This window comes from Halalkalibacter sp. HAAS-P014, from assembly GCF_056619965.1.
Genome location: NZ_JBWQTV010000006.1, coordinates 291,776 through 306,797, shown reverse-complemented (window position 1 = coordinate 306,797; position 15,022 = coordinate 291,776). Strand labels below are relative to the sequence as shown.

Sequence of the window (15,022 nt, the reverse complement as noted above, 5' to 3'; positions counted from 1 at the left end):
AGGTGGGACCCCCCGTGAATTATGATCAATTAAAAACATTTGTGACGGTTGCAGAGAAAAAGAATTTTTCTGAATCAGCAAAAGCCCTATATTTATCTCAACCGACCATCACTTCACATATAAAATCATTAGAAAAACAGTTAAATACAAGCCTTTTCGAAAGGACTACTAAGCAAGTTGAGCTGACGCCGGCTGCTAAGATCCTATATAAATATGCAATCGAAATTATTAAACTCAGTGAATCAGCAGAGAAAGAAATCTCTTCTTTATTAGGTGAAATACACGGACATTTAGGCTTAGCTTCAAGTTTAACAATTGGAGAAAATGTACTTCCACGTCTCCTTGGAGTTTTTAAGGAGAAATTCCCATTAGTGGAAATGAGTGTTGAGATCACCAATACAGATAACATTTTAAGGAAAATTAAAGATCACGTTCTCGATATAGGGATGATAGAAGCGCCAATTGAGGACCCAGACCTTATTTTAGAAGCCTTTATGAAGGATGAATTAGTTCTTATTACGAAACCGGACTTTTTTCCGGCTGATCAAGTCGATATTACGTTGAATGAGTTAAAGCACTTGCCCTTTGTTCTGAGAGAAAAGGGGTCTGGTACAAGGGCTGTGATGACTCACCATTTTTCAAAAAATGGTCTTAATCAAGATCAATTAAATATCGTGCTAGAATTAGGAAGTACTGAATCGATCAAGGTAGCTGTTGAGTCCGGTATTGGTACTTCGATTATTTCGAAAAACTCAATTAAAAAGGAGCTGAAACTTAATTCATTAAAGGCCTATCCTATACGGGATCTCGTTTTATCAAGGTGTTTTTATTTAGTTTATCATCGTGATACGGTATTAAAAGCTCCTGCAGAAGCGTTTATTAATGTCATAATGGAGAAGAGCAATGATCGTTAGGTGTTAGAACTCACTTTCTCTTCTACGTTATGAATCCATAAGAGTTAGGGCAGTTACTTTCAGTATTATAAAAATAAGGTTGTCCCGATAAAATGTTTGATTCGGTAAAATACGAATACCCTTTATGTGAGACAACCTTGATTCTCTACCTCTTTGAAGGATCTTTCCTTAGTTTATCTGTAAGCAGCTGTGCCGTATCCTCTCCATTTTTAATACACGCACCAATTCCCACTCCGTAGTACGAACATCCAGCGAGAATAAGGTTCGGAAATGTAGTCGCCATTTTCTCATTTATTGAACGAATTGCCTCGTTATGATGTAAATGATAGTTAGGCATTAGATTGTCCCAATTTGTTACCTCAACAGCTGTCGGATTCCCCGTAATACCTAGACTTTTTTCAACATCGGTTAAGGCGGTACGAATTAACTCACTTTCGTTCATTTGTTGCAGAGCAGAATAGCTTGGATTCGAACTTTTATAGAAAAGACGGACTAATAAGTTATGCTTTGATGTATGCTGCCATTTCCTGCTTGTCCACGTACAGGCATTACAATGTACATTATTGTTATCAGACACGATAAATCCAGTCCCGTCAGCTGGGAGTTGGTCATCAGAAATATCAAAACCAAGATAAATACTTTTAAGTGATGAGTTTGTTAACTTTGAAAACTCGTCGTTTATTTCGATGTGATTTAATAATGATTGTGCAACATTATGTGGAGTTGCTAAAACAACATAGTCAGCTCGTATTGATTTGTGGTTAGAAAACGATAGTTGATAATGTCCACTCTCTCTAGAGATACTTGTTGTAGTCACACCTTTTAATATAAGAGAATCACTTAGCTCTTCTTCGAGTCGATTAATCAATGTTGAAAGTCCATTTTTAAACGATATAAATTTTTTATCTGAGTTGCCGTTAAACTGCTTTTTGTTTTCAGCTAGCCCCTTAATGATGCTCCCGAATTTATTTTTATACTCAAGTAAGTACGGTAGGGTTGATGCGATACTTAATTTATCAAGCTTGCCAGAATATACCCCAGATAATACCGGAGCAATTTGATTTTCAACGAGTTCTTTTCCTAAAAAGTGTTCGAGAAACTCACCGATGGAACTTTCCTGCGTAAAACTCTCATTTTGTGTTTCTAGATCTTTTAATGCAGCTTGTTTTCCCTGCTCTGAAACGAGAGTGCTTGCAAACAATGACTCGACGCTAGTCGGTATTCCAAATACTGTATCCTGAGGGATTGGATGTAATTTATTATTTGAATAAATATAGGAAATTCCGGTTGAATTGTAAACAACCTCATCTTCAAGGCCTAGATCTGTTACGAAAGGCATTACACTCGAGTGTCTAGCGACGATTGAGTCAGCCCCAGTCTCCATAATGAACTCGTCTTGCAAAACGGTGTTAATCTTTCCTCCTAAATAGGAATTTTGTTCAACGAGTATTAGTTGAACATCTTCATGCTTTTCTTTTAGGTTTTTTTGTAAATAGTGCATGGTGGATAACCCAGTGATTCCACCACCAATCACAACAATGGTTTTCAGTGTACTCACTCCTAAACTTCCAGTATCTAATTTTATTATAACGTAAGGTACCGTCATGATTCTTCCATTTCTGCATTCTTGCCATTAGACTGACACATTCTTGGGTTAGATTTGTGATTAAGTCGCTTGCGATGATGTATTTCTTACATTACAAGATAAAAAAATGCCTATTCCAAAATGGAAAAGGCTTAATAATTTCTTTATGAAAGCTTTTCAATATTTACACGACCAGAAAAGAAGGTTGCTCCACCTCCCATATCTGCGAGGCGATCTGGCACTAATGCATTAACGAGCTGTTTCTTACCAGGAGCGTCCGCCCATAATCCTTGGCTTACAATAACTCCAGATAATACGTTTTCACCTACAGTAGCGACAATTTCACAATCTCCTCGGTCATTGTAAATCCGTATGAGTTCTCCATCCTCAATTCCAAGTTTAGTAGCATCTTCTTGGTTGAGGTGAACCTTTGCTGTTTTCTCTAATTCCTTATGCCTCTCGTTATTAGAGAACGTTGAATTTAAGAAATTGTGGTTTGGCCCTGGAACGAATAAGAAAGGGAAATCTCCGTCATCCATTAAAGGAGTATAAGTCGGTAGGGCAGGGTAGCCGTGTTTCTCCATTAGCGTTGAGTAAAGCTCAATTTTCCCACTAGGTGTGTTGAGCTTCTTCAAAGAGAATTCAGCCCGGTCTGCTTTCATATAGTGTTCTTGGACAAGTGAATCATAATTTATATGTTTAAAATATGGGTTGGCTGGATGATTTAAAGCTTGACGCATCATTTCTTCATCTGAATCTTTTAATGGCACGTCTTCAAAGCTCATAGCCTCAGCTAGTAATCGAAATAGCTCAGTATTCGATTTGCTCTCGCCATATGGCTCAATAACGGGTTGCTGCATATGCACGTAATGGTGCCAATAGGACGTATAAAAATCTAGGTTTTCAAAAGATGATGTTGCTGGCAAAACAAGGTCAGCATATTGTGCTGTCTCCGTTAAAAATAAATCATGGACAACCGTAAATAAATCTTCTCGTGCCAGGCCTTGACGGACTTTATTCGCTTCAGGAGCAACAACGGCAGGATTTGAACCGTAAACAAATAGTGAATAAACAGGTGGGGTCGTTTCTACTAACACTTTTCCTAGTTGATTCATATTAAATACTCTTGTTTTCTTGTTGTCTAGTAAATCAGGTCTTTGCAAGGAAGTTGTATTATAGTCTAGAACACTACTGTTGGATTTAAGGGCTCCACCACCTTGCTCAAGCCATGAACCGGTTAGCGCTGGTAGACAAGCAATTGTACGAACGATCATTCCACCATTATCATGGTGCTGCAAGCCATTTCCGATTCGAATGAATGAAGGGGAGGTTTCTCCGTACATACGAGTTAGCTTATAAATATCCTCAACAGGTATTCCAGTGATCGTAGAAACCGTTTCAGGGTCATATTGCTTAACATGCTTCTCTAATTCCTCGTAACCAACCGTATATTCCTTCATGAACTTGCGATTAACCCAATTTTCAGCAAATAGAATGTGCATCATTCCAAGTGTAAGGGCACCATCAGTTCCTGGTCGAATCGGAATGAACCAATCAGCCATACGTCCTGTTTGGTTTTTGTGAACATCAATAACGACGATTTTCGCGCCATTTTGTTTTCTCGCTTTTTGGGCTATTGTCATTTGATGCATATTTGTACTAACGGCATTTATTCCCCACATAATGAAGAGTTTTGTTTCTTTAGTGTCTTCAGGGTCTATTCCAATAGTTGCACCCATTGTGTATTTGTAACCAACTGCACCGGCAACGGAACAAATTGCACGGTCCAACTGGCTGGATCCAAGGCGATGAAAGAAGCGACGGTCCATTCCTTCAGCCGTAAGATTCCCCATATTCCCATAAAAACTATAAGGAAGGATCGATTCGGGACCGTGTTGTTCGATTAGTTTCTTCCATTTACTAACGACGATTTGGATTGCTTCCTCCCATGAAATCGGCGTGAATGTTCCTGTACCTTTAGCACCTGTTCGTTTCAGAGGAGTTGTCAACCGTTTTGAATCATAAATTCGTTCAGTCATGTTTCTAACTTTATTGCAAATATTCCCTTGGGTAACAGGGTGATTAGGATCTCCTTCAACCTTAACTATTTTCCCGTCCTTTTTATGGACTAGTAGCCCACATTGATCAGGACAATCCAACGAACAGACGGAAGGGAAGATTCCATCTTTTTCAGCTAAAAATGATTTCATATTATAAAATCCTTTCAATAATATAAAGTCTGTAGATTATATCATTTAATAGAATTGTAGAAAAGTTAAAGGTTTCGCTGCTTTTTTTGTTCTGCTTTTTATGTAAATTCTTACACAGCATGACTCAGTTCTTCCTTTCTGAATTGTATATTATTATGTTGATTTTAAAAAATAAGTAGTGATGCCAATAATTTTTTATTATGATTGAATCAGGCCAATAATGATTAAAATTGAGCATGATATATATTAACTAATTTAGTAATACGTACTGGGAGGTCATACAGTGGCTAACATAACATTTGAAATCATTGAAACCGTTGCGATTTTATCTGAAGGCTCAAAGGGCTGGAAGAAGGAGTTAAACTTGATCAGTTGGAATGGAAGGGAACCTAAATATGACATTCGTGATTGGTCACCTGATCATGAAAAAATGGGTAAAGGAGTAACGCTATCGGATGAAGAGGTGAAAGTCTTAGTGAGAGCTTTAACAAAATGAATCGTTAAGTATAGGAATTAAAAAATAGAAAAAAATAATGATGAGGAAGTCTAGGTTATATAACTTAGACTTTTTTGTTTCTATTACGTTAGAAATTAGGAGAAAATGTAAGTTGCTTTTGACGTATGTGTGAAAGATTTATGTTGTAAGGGTATACATTGACAGAAATGAATTAATATTGTGAAAAAAATCACATTACTAAAAGGGAGTCAATTCTATAATAAGTGAAAATGAAAATAGATGGGAGAATGAAAAGTGGAATTGGTTACTTCCTTATTAGAAGAACCTTTATTATTGTTATTTGTGATTTTATTTTTAGGAGCAGCGTTAGGTCAAGTTAATTTAAAAGGTGTAAGCCTTGGGACTTCGGGTGTGCTGCTAATTGCTATGTTGTTTGGTCATTTTGGCTATCAAATTTCACCTACTGTACAAAGTTTAGGTCTTAGCTTATTTATTGTCGCCGTTGGCTTGCAGGCGGGACCTCGTTTTTTTCGAATGATGCGTTCAAGTGGTTTAATCTTTGGTATTATCGGTTTGTTAGTAGTGCTAGTTGCTGCTGTTACGACCGTTTTGGTTTCTAGTTGGTTTGGTTTGTCGCCGGCATTGAGCATTGGACTGATGACAGGAGCCTTAACCAGTACACCGGGGCTTGCTGCAGCAATTCAAGCAACGAATGATCCTCTTGCTTCTGTTGGTTATGGGATTGCTTATCCATTCGGGGTCATCGCTGTCGTGCTCTTTGTTCAGCTATTGCCTCGGTTGTTAAAAGTTGACCTAAAAAAAGACCTCGAGCAAACAAATAAAACGGTTAGACATGAAGGAGCACCTGTTGTTATAACGGTAGAGGTCACAAACCCCGCAATCCATAAACAAACGTTGCGAGAATTGGGGTTTAATCAATACGGTTCCGTTGTTATTAGTCGCGTGATTCGAGGGAATCGGAATATTATTGGACTCAATGATACAGTTATTTTACAAGGGGATCATCTTGTTGCTGTTGGGATGAGGGATGACCTAAACAAATTTACAAAGAATGTAGGGAAAGAAGTTGAAACGAATTTTGAGAATTCTGATCATGTAAAACTTCGCAAAGTTGTAGTCGATTCAGAAGAGATTCTAGGAAAGAACATAAGAGAACTTGAGTTAAGAAGAAAATACGGTGTGACGGTTACACGAATGGAACGGGCTGGTTTTGAGTTTAATCAAAATTCAAAATGGCGTTTAGAACGAGGAGATATATTGACGCTTGTAAGCAGTGAAGACCGTATAAATGAAGTGGAAAAGCTGTTTAAGAAAAAGACGTTGGCAGTTACTAATGTTCACATATTTTCATTGAGTTTGATATTGTTAATCGGTATTCTAATCGGCATGATCCCGTTTCATTTGCCGTACTTAGGAACGATTACGTTAGGAGTTGCTGGTGGGCCTTTATTTGCTGCACTACTAATTGGACACTTTGGCAAACTTGGACCAATTCGCGCCCGTTTTTTTCAACCATCGAATAATGTTATCCGTGATATTGGTCTAGTCCTCTTCCTAGCTGGTGCCGGTACAACCGCCGGTCAAGGGCTTGTTGAGGTGATACAAAAGGAAGGGCTTAACTTGGTTCTGGGTGGTGCGTTTATTACACTGATGCCAATCATTGTTGGTTTCTTTTTGGCAAGGAAACTGTTGAAGCTTAGCATGATTCATTCATTAGGAGCTCTTTGTGGAGGCTTAACAAGTACCCCGGGGGTTGGAGCAGTTAATCAGTTAATTGATACAGATGACGCCTCGATCGCATATGCAGCAGCTTACCCTTTTGGGCTGATTTTTGTTGCAGTAATCTCACAGGTTCTGGTGTTTTTCTTGTAATTTGGCAAAAAGTTAGATCAAAAAACAAACGGAGGATTATCAACTGATAATCCTCCGTTTTTAGTAATAGTGTGAATGGGGTACAAAATTATAGATAACATTAAATGCAGTTTTCCTATTTAGATTTTATAGCTTGAAAAATATGCAACAAAAAAGTGGTTGGTTATTTTGTGGAAATCTACCGTTTAATAATCCTATATTTTGTAGGTGGAAAAATAGAAAGCTAATCGCATGCATTGACTTTATAGAAGTAAAGAATTCACATATTAGCTTCGTTATTATTAAAAAGATTGTATAAAAAACAAAAAAAATTGAACACTTTTAACCAAAAAAGTTAAAAGTATGATATATTACTTGTAATAGTTTGAATTTTCTTGATTCAACAAAAGGCACTTTATTCAGATGGAAATTGAAATTTTGATTAGTAATTACTTTTCACCAAAAAAGTCAGAAGGTTATTGAAAGCGCTAACAGTTAGGGTGAGAAATGAATTCATTATAGTTTGAAAGGGATGATCAAATGCGTCAAAGACAAGAAGAGGGGTACAAGGGAGTTATTGGGAGGACGGTTGAGGACTCAATACCGTGGTGGCCTGAAGCGAATAACAACAAAAGAGGGCCAAATATCGCAATAATCATGCTTGATGATCTTGGGTTTTCTCAATTAGGTTGTTATGGGTCAGATATTTCTACACCTAATATTGATCAGTTAGCAGAAAATGGTTTGCGTTATAACAATTTCCATACGACAGCAATGTGTTCACCAACGCGTGCTTCTTTATTGACAGGCCGAAATCCTCATTCAACAGGTGTTTCATTTGTCACGGAAGTGGATAGTGGATTTCCCAATTGTAGGGGGAAGGTAAGGAAAGATACAGCGATGATTAGTGAAATGCTTGTAGAAGAAGGCTATAATACATTTGCTGTCGGAAAGTGGCATCTTGCACCAGTAAAAGAACAGACGTTTACTGGCCCGTTTGATGGCTGGCCTCTTGGACGGGGATTTGAACATTATTATGGATTTTTAAGAGGGGCGACAGATCAGTTTTATCCGGAGTTAGTTGAAGGTAATCGACGTGTTTCGCAACCTAAAAGTGCTGAAGAAGGATATCATTTAACGGAAGATTTAACGGATAAGGCAATTGAATATGTCAAAATGCAAAAGTCAGAATCTCCTGATAAACCGTTTTTCTGTTATTTATCATACGCAGCACCTCATGCGCCACACCAAGCTCCACAGGAATATATTGATAAGTACAGAGGAAAGTATGATAAAGGCTGGGATCAAATAAGGGAAGAATGGTTCTTAAAGCAAAAAGAGCTAGGAATTATTCCACAAGATACGAAATTACCACCACGAAATCCTGGTGTTAAAGCTTGGGAAGAGCTTGAAGAAGACGAAAAAAGATTGTATGCCCGTATGCAAGAAGCATTTGCTGGTTTTATGGAGCACACTGATTATCATATTGGGAGATTCATTCAATGTTTAGAAGAATTGAAGTTACTTGATGACACATTGGTTATTTTCTTATCTGATAATGGTGCATGTGGAATGGGTGGTGAAGAAGGAATGGTCAATTCATGGACACCAACATCTAATGCCTATGTGGAAACCTTCGAAAGCAAACTTGGACGAATTGATGACATTGGTGGCCCTAACGCGAAAAGTCATTACCCTGCGGGGTGGGCACAGGCAGGGAATACTCCGTTAAAATGGTATAAAACGTTTACTCATGCTGGTGGAATTAGATGTCCACTAATTATTCATTATGGTGACAAAGTCCAAGATAAAGGTGGCATTCGTAGTCAATATCACCATGTTTCTGATATTGTACCAACCATTTTGGAATTAATTAATGTAGAAGCGCCGGCTAAATATAAAGGAATTGAGCAAAAGCCAATTTATGGAACGAGTCTTCTATATACATTGGGGGCAGGAGAGCAGCCTACTCGAAAAAAGGTTCAACATTATGAACTTGTTGGCAACCGAGCTATTTGGAAAGATGGTTGGAAAGCAGTCGCTCATCACAGGAAAAATACCTCTTTTGAAGAAGATGAGTGGGAATTATACGATGCAGAGAATGATTTTTCAGAGTTTTATAATCTAGCTGAATCGTATCCTGAGAAAGTTAAGGAACTCATTGACCAGTGGTGGGTGGAAGCTGAGAAATACGATATATTCCCACTTGATGGACGCTCTCTCGAAGAAAAATTACGAGATGGAAAAAAGGTATTAGCAAATACGAATGAACGTGGACCACTTCATCGAACGTTTTATGCATCACCTTCGATTATAAATGGTTATAAGGCACCAGATCTGCGAAATAAATCATTCAAAATTGAAGTCGAGATTGAACGTTCTACAAAAGAAGAGAGTGGTGTTCTGGTAGCACATGGTGATAAATCAGGGGGGTATACGTTATTTATCAAGAATAATCGCCTAGTTTTTGACTACAATGTGTCAAATGTTGAGCATATTTTTATTGAATCAGATAAGGAGCTACCTAAAGGGCTTGTAACAGTTAAGTTTTTACTGATAAAAACATGTGATGACGAAGGAACAGCAAAACTGATTGTAAATAACGAAGTAATAGGTGAAGGAACAGTTACTGCCCTTTCTACGCTTGGATTTTCATCAGGTTTATTCTACATTGCAACCAATGAAGGTGGTTCTATCAGTAAGGCTTATGAGTCACCGTTTACATTTGAAGGGGAAGTTAACAAGGTTACATACACACTTGGAGGTTATCAAGAAGATATTGAAGCTATTGTTGAACAGGAGTTAGTAACGGAATGAAAAATCGTGATTACATCCACTTTCAAAACTTGAAAGGTGGATGTAATCACGGCATCAATATTTGAGAGATTTGTAGGCGAAATGATCAATCTAGTTAGGAGGAAATAATATGAATGGACGTTTATCACTGTTTTTACCACAAGTATTCATGATTCTTTTTGGAATATGGTTACTATATATTATTCCTCACCAAATTAACGATGGTTCAGCTGCTGCTATTGGACCAAGTACGTTCCCCAATGCCTTAGCCATTTTAATTATTTTATTGAGTGCTATTTCACTTATTGCGACAATAGTAAAAAGCAGAAAGAATGTTCAGACAGATGAGACTGATTGGAGTGAAAAGAAGCAAACAGACTCAAAGTTTGCCGGGGAAAAAGGCTATAAACATGTGGCGTTAGCATTATTTGCCATTACGCTATGGGCTGTATTTATGCAGTATATCGGATTTGTTGTTACAACATTTTTGTTAGCGTTTACATTAATGTTTCTAATCGGAAACCGTCGCTTTGTAAGAATGACCATTGTTTCAGTCTGTGTCACTTTTTTACTTTATGGGATTGCAGCGTACTTACTTCAACTTTCGATGTCAGGGTTTCTTTTTTAAAAGGGAGGTTAATTTATGACTGAAATAATGGCCAGTTTTTCACAATTAATTGCCATACAAAATGTTTTGTTTCTATTAATAGGTCTTTCTGTTGGTTTATTTGCCGGTGCACTGCCTGGAATAAGTGTTACTCTTGCGGTTGCATTAATTGTTCCATTTACATTTGGTTTACCTCCTGAAGCTGCTATTTTGATGTTACTTGGTGTGTATGTAGCCGGGACGTATGCTGGTTCGATTGGGGCAATATTATTAAAGACTCCAGGAACAGCAGCATCGGCGGCAACTGCTCAAGATGGGTTTGCACTTGCACAGCAAGGAAAAGCAGGGAAGGCTCTAAATATGTCACTGTATGCTTCGGTTGCAGGTGGCTTGGTAAGTGGGTTGATCTTATTGTTTGCGGCCCCACAAGTTGCAAAGATTGCGCTGAATTTTGGACCTCCAGAATACTTTGCTCTAGCCTTATTCGGTTTGACGATTATTGCGAGTGTAAGTGGTAAGTCGTTAACAAAAGCTGCTGTTATGGCTTGTCTTGGTATGCTTGTGGCTACAATTGGTCTTGACCCAATTACAGCCTCAACAAGATTGACATTTGATCTTACAACACTTCTTTCAGGAATAAATATAGTCCCTGCTCTTATCGGACTGTTTGCAATTGCTGAAATCTTCAACCAAATAGAAAGGGGAATTAAGAAAATATCTACTCAAGCAGAAGTAGAAAAAGAGAAGTTTGGTTTGAAGGATGTTAAGCCATTTAGGAAAACGATATTTAAATCAAGTATTATTGGTAGCGCGATAGGAGCGATTCCAGGAACTGGAGGAGCAATTGCTTCATTTATTAGCTACAACGAAGCAAAGCGAGCCTCTAAAGAGAAGGAGAAATTTGGGAATGGAAGCATGGAAGGAGTAGCGGCTTCAGAAGCAGGTAACAACGGGACGACAGGGGCAACTCTTATCCCAATGCTCACTCTTGGTGTACCAGGTGACGTTGTAACAGCAGTATTGCTCAGCTCTCTTTTAATACAAGGAATTCAACCAGGGCCAGAACTGTTTGAAACACATGGGACTCTCGTCTATACGATATTGTTAGGGTTTATTTTAGTGAATATTTTACTGTTTATAATCGTGAAATCGACAATACGTTGGTTTGAGCATATTACAATGATTCCCGCTAATTTATTATTTCCTGTTATTCTTGTACTTTGCTTGTTTGGTGCTTATGCATTTGACAATTCTATATCATCAGTATGGATAGCAATTGTTTTTGGTTTAATCGGATACATTCTACCCAAATTTGGGTATCCCGTTGTTCCTTTGTTGATTGCGATGATCCTTGGACCGATGGCTGAATCAGCGTTTCGTCAATCGCTTGTCATGTCGGGTGATAGTTTAATAATTTTTATTGAAAGGCCGGTGGCTGCTGGGTTCATTTTGTTAGCAATTGTATCGGTAGTCCTACCATTTTTATCGAAGAAAAAATCGAAAACGAATACGAAAACTGAATCATTCTAGCTTTACTTTTTAGGAAGGTAGTCAATTACTAGAGAGGAGTGATAATGAATAAATAAACTAAAGTACTGTTTTGAAAGTCGGCTAAATAAACTATTAAACTAGGAGTGAAGTTAATGAACATAAAAAAATCGTTACTACTAATTTTGGTCCCGGCATTCTTGCTGGTGTTAACAGCTTGTAACACAGAAAGTGGCGCTTCTACTGGTTCAAATGATGCAGAGAATTACCCAAATAAAACAATAAAAATTGTTGTAGGTTTTGAGGCAGGTGGAGGAACAGATACAGTAGCACGGATTATTTCACAAGAATTAGGCAAACATTTTGATAACGATGTGAATATTATCGTGGAAAATAAGCCGGGTGGTGCGGGTGTTGTTGCAATGACGGATGTCATTAATTCAAGCCCTGATGGTTACACAATTGGGTTTGGTCCAACGGGACCACTTGTATTACAAACACATTATGGTCAAACAACGTATGAATATGATGCAGCAGAACCAATCAGCCAAGTTAACTCAGTTGATTTCATTCTAGCTGTTCACAAAGATGCCCCGTGGGATGATCTTGAATCATTTATTGAAGATGTTCAAGCTAATCCAGGTGAATTTTCGTATGGCATGCCAGGTGCAGGAACTCTAGGAGAGCTTTCCATGATTGCATTATCAGAAGCCGAAGGGCTTGATATGAAGGGAGTTCCTTTTCAAGGTGCAGCGCCGACAAGAACGGCATTATTAGCAAAAGATGTTGATGCTGTTTCAGTTGGTGATGATGATATTGTTCGATATGCTGAAAGTGGTGATGTGAAACTATTAATGAACTTTGGTCATAAAGAATATGAAAGTTTCCCTGATCTGCCAACGGCAATGGATAAAGGATATGATATAGATTTTAATGTCGGTTATATGCTTTATGGGCCTGGAGAGCTCCCGATTGAAATCCGTGATAAAATTGATGCTGCGGTCAAGGAAATGGTAGAAGATGATAACGTAATAGAATCCTTGGAAAAGATACGGATGCCTGTAGATTATAGGCCTGCTGACGAACGTAAGCAAGCAGTTGAAGAAGAATATCAAAATTATAGAAGTGTTATTGAGGCTGCTGGGAGATTAGTGGAATAAAAGAAAAATTATTTTTTTGAGGTGAGCACAAACAAAGTGCTCACTTCTTTTATTTGACATTTCCATTTTTTTCTTCTAAAATGATCGCAGTTTTTCTGAGAAAGGTAATTCCATTAACAAATGAGATGAAGGGAGAAGAAATGAATATTTTAAAAGATACCTTAAAGAGAATTGATCAAAAAGGATACAAAGCATATAAAGACATACAAGGACATTATTCATTTTCAAAATTTACACTACATATTGATTATGTTCAAGGAGATCCATTTGCCAGCCCATCAAAGATCAGAATTGTCGTATCAAGAAAAGAAACCGTAATCAATCCAAACTGGACGGAACAAAAACATCGTAAAATACGTTGTGAAGATTTAGTTGCGCGAAAAGTTCATCAAGCACTAGGGAAAGAACAAAGAAGAATCGGAGGATCGGGAAAGAGTGGCATGATTGCAATTGATGTGCCGAAGCAGAAAGTAATTGAACGATCAGCTGTAACAATAGACGATAACAGAGTCACGATTTGTCTAGTAGTTGGATTACCCGCAAATGGCAGGCGTGTTTTAGGAAAAGAAGCAGAAAAAATTTTCTGTCAGCTGTTGCCGACAATGATTGAAAAATCGTTATTTTCGATTACTGAAAATGAACTAAAAGCAGCAGTGTACCTTAGTGATCAACAGCAAGCAATCCGCCATTTTTTAAAGGAGAACGACTTGATTGCTTTTATTGCAAATGGTTCCATATTACCAAGGGAAAGTGGAATTAGTGATAAACCGTTAAGAAAAGACGTTGTACGGTTTCAAGCCCCTAAAGAATTAGCTGTTTCTATAAATGTTCCACATATTGAACAACCGCTTGAAGGTATGGGGCTGAAAAAAGGCATTACGTTAATCGTAGGTGGTGGTTATCACGGTAAATCAACACTATTACAAGCAATCGAACATGGAGTTTATGATCATATTGAAGGCGATGGGAGAGAGTTTGTAATTACAGATGAACACGCCGTTAAAGTTCGCGCAGAAGATGGGAGGAGTGTTTCAAACGTTGATATTTCACCATTCATTTCAAATCTTCCATACGGAAAGGACACGGGGGAATTTTCAACGGAAAACGCTAGTGGAAGTACGTCACAAGCAGCGAATATTATTGAAATGATCGAGGCAGGAGCAACAACTGTGTTAATTGATGAAGACACAAGTGCAACAAATTTTATGATACGGGATGCTCGCATGCAGGCATTGATATCCAAAAAATCTGAACCAATTACACCATTTATTGACAAAGTTGAGCTATTGAAGCAAGAGCATGATGTTTCCACCATTTTAGTTATGGGGGGTTCTGGAGATTACTTTCAAGTAGCAAATACTATAATTAAAATGGAGCAATTTTTACCATTTAATGTGACGGATGAAGCAAAGCAAATTGCCGAATCAATTCAAGTTAAGCGCAAAAATGAAGGGGGCAATCAGTTCGGAGCTATTAAAGAGCGTATACCTGATGCGAAAAGTTTAAATAGCAAAAAAGGAGCAAAGCATAAAGTTACAGTACGTGGACGCTTTCACATCCAATATGGGCTAACAGATATTCATTTGCATTATGTTGAGCAGTTAGTCGATGACAGCCAAACAAGGATGATTGCTGACATTTTGTTTTATTTAGAGCGAACGGATTATTTCTCCAAATATAAGACGATCTATCAAATCTTGGATGAAGTTGATGGGATGCTTAGAAAAGAAGGCTTAAACTTTGTTTCACTCCATAGGGGACACCCAGGAGAGTTAGCTCGGCCACGTCGCTATGAAATCGCAGCAGCGTTAAACCGATTGAGAAGCCTAAGATGCAAGTAAATGTTTATAACTCAATTAGTGATTAAAGAGTAAGTTGAAAGCTGGATTATAAATCCAGCTTTTTGATTTACTTTTTTTCTCTCGTTTTACTT

The 15,022-nt window shown here is 37.9% G+C and carries 10 protein-coding genes; 8 read left to right on the top strand and 2 right to left on the bottom strand.

Annotated elements, in window-relative coordinates; genetic code table 11:
- Positions 1-14: 14 nt before the first annotated feature.
- Positions 15-914, top strand: a complete 900-nt coding sequence (locus AC1FXZ_RS06260; protein ID WP_480051850.1) for a selenium metabolism-associated LysR family transcriptional regulator — start codon at positions 15-17, stop codon at positions 912-914.
- 145 nt (positions 915-1,059) lie between these two features.
- Here the strand turns inward: AC1FXZ_RS06260 and AC1FXZ_RS06255 are convergent, their stop codons facing one another.
- Both AC1FXZ_RS06255 and AC1FXZ_RS06250 read right to left on the bottom strand, forming a co-directional pair.
- The gene (locus AC1FXZ_RS06255) at positions 1,060-2,463 is read right to left on the bottom strand and encodes a protoporphyrinogen oxidase (RefSeq protein WP_480051959.1); all 1,404 of its coding nucleotides are present in this window, start codon (positions 2,461-2,463) and stop codon (positions 1,060-1,062) included.
- 200 nt (positions 2,464-2,663) lie between these two features.
- The gene (locus tag AC1FXZ_RS06250; RefSeq protein ID WP_480051849.1) at positions 2,664-4,709 is read right to left on the bottom strand and encodes a molybdopterin oxidoreductase family protein; all 2,046 of its coding nucleotides are present in this window, start codon (positions 4,707-4,709) and stop codon (positions 2,664-2,666) included.
- A 283-nt stretch (positions 4,710-4,992) separates the two neighbouring features.
- Between AC1FXZ_RS06250 and AC1FXZ_RS06245 the strand changes: the two genes are divergently transcribed.
- The 7 genes from AC1FXZ_RS06245 (at position 4,993) to AC1FXZ_RS06215 (ending at position 14,930) form a co-directional block, all read left to right on the top strand.
- Entirely contained in the window at positions 4,993-5,205 is a 213-nt protein-coding gene (locus AC1FXZ_RS06245; RefSeq protein ID WP_480051848.1) for a YdbC family protein, read from the top strand.
- A 255-nt stretch (positions 5,206-5,460) separates the two neighbouring features.
- A complete protein-coding gene (locus tag AC1FXZ_RS06240; protein ID WP_480051847.1) occupies positions 5,461-7,059 on the top strand; it encodes an aspartate:alanine exchanger family transporter in 1,599 nt (532 codons plus the stop codon).
- Positions 7,060-7,578: 519 nt separating this feature from the next.
- Positions 7,579-9,855 (top strand): sulfatase-like hydrolase/transferase, encoded by a 2,277-nt coding sequence (locus AC1FXZ_RS06235; RefSeq protein ID WP_480051846.1) that lies wholly within the window; start codon positions 7,579-7,581, stop codon positions 9,853-9,855.
- A gap of 109 nt (positions 9,856-9,964) precedes the next feature.
- Positions 9,965-10,462: a tripartite tricarboxylate transporter TctB family protein gene (locus AC1FXZ_RS06230; RefSeq protein ID WP_480051845.1), complete on the top strand. Its 498-nt coding sequence runs from the start codon at positions 9,965-9,967 to the stop codon at positions 10,460-10,462.
- A gap of 15 nt (positions 10,463-10,477) precedes the next feature.
- Entirely contained in the window at positions 10,478-11,971 is a 1,494-nt protein-coding gene (locus tag AC1FXZ_RS06225; protein ID WP_480051844.1) for a tripartite tricarboxylate transporter permease, read from the top strand.
- Positions 11,972-12,084: 113 nt separating this feature from the next.
- Positions 12,085-13,089 carry a Bug family tripartite tricarboxylate transporter substrate binding protein gene (locus tag AC1FXZ_RS06220; protein WP_480051843.1) on the top strand — a complete coding sequence of 335 codons (1,005 nt, stop codon included), beginning with the start codon at positions 12,085-12,087 and terminating at the stop codon, positions 13,087-13,089.
- A gap of 140 nt (positions 13,090-13,229) precedes the next feature.
- Complete coding sequence (locus tag AC1FXZ_RS06215; RefSeq protein WP_480051842.1) at positions 13,230-14,930, top strand: ABC-ATPase domain-containing protein; 1,701 nt, start codon at positions 13,230-13,232, stop codon at positions 14,928-14,930.
- Positions 14,931-15,022 lie beyond the last annotated feature (92 nt).

Excerpts from the sequence above, each read along its gene's own strand:
- AC1FXZ_RS06250 (WP_480051849.1), bottom strand. The coding sequence starts at position 4,709 with ATGAAATCATTTTTAGCTGAAAAAGATGGAATCTTCCCTTCCGTCTGT.
- AC1FXZ_RS06235 (WP_480051846.1), top strand. The coding sequence starts at position 7,579 with ATGCGTCAAAGACAAGAAGAGGGGTACAAGGGAGTTATTGGGAGGACG.
- AC1FXZ_RS06230 (WP_480051845.1), top strand. The coding sequence starts at position 9,965 with ATGAATGGACGTTTATCACTGTTTTTACCACAAGTATTCATGATTCTT.
- AC1FXZ_RS06225 (WP_480051844.1), top strand. The coding sequence starts at position 10,478 with ATGACTGAAATAATGGCCAGTTTTTCACAATTAATTGCCATACAAAAT.
- AC1FXZ_RS06220 (WP_480051843.1), top strand. The coding sequence starts at position 12,085 with ATGAACATAAAAAAATCGTTACTACTAATTTTGGTCCCGGCATTCTTG.
- AC1FXZ_RS06215 (WP_480051842.1), top strand. The coding sequence starts at position 13,230 with ATGAATATTTTAAAAGATACCTTAAAGAGAATTGATCAAAAAGGATAC.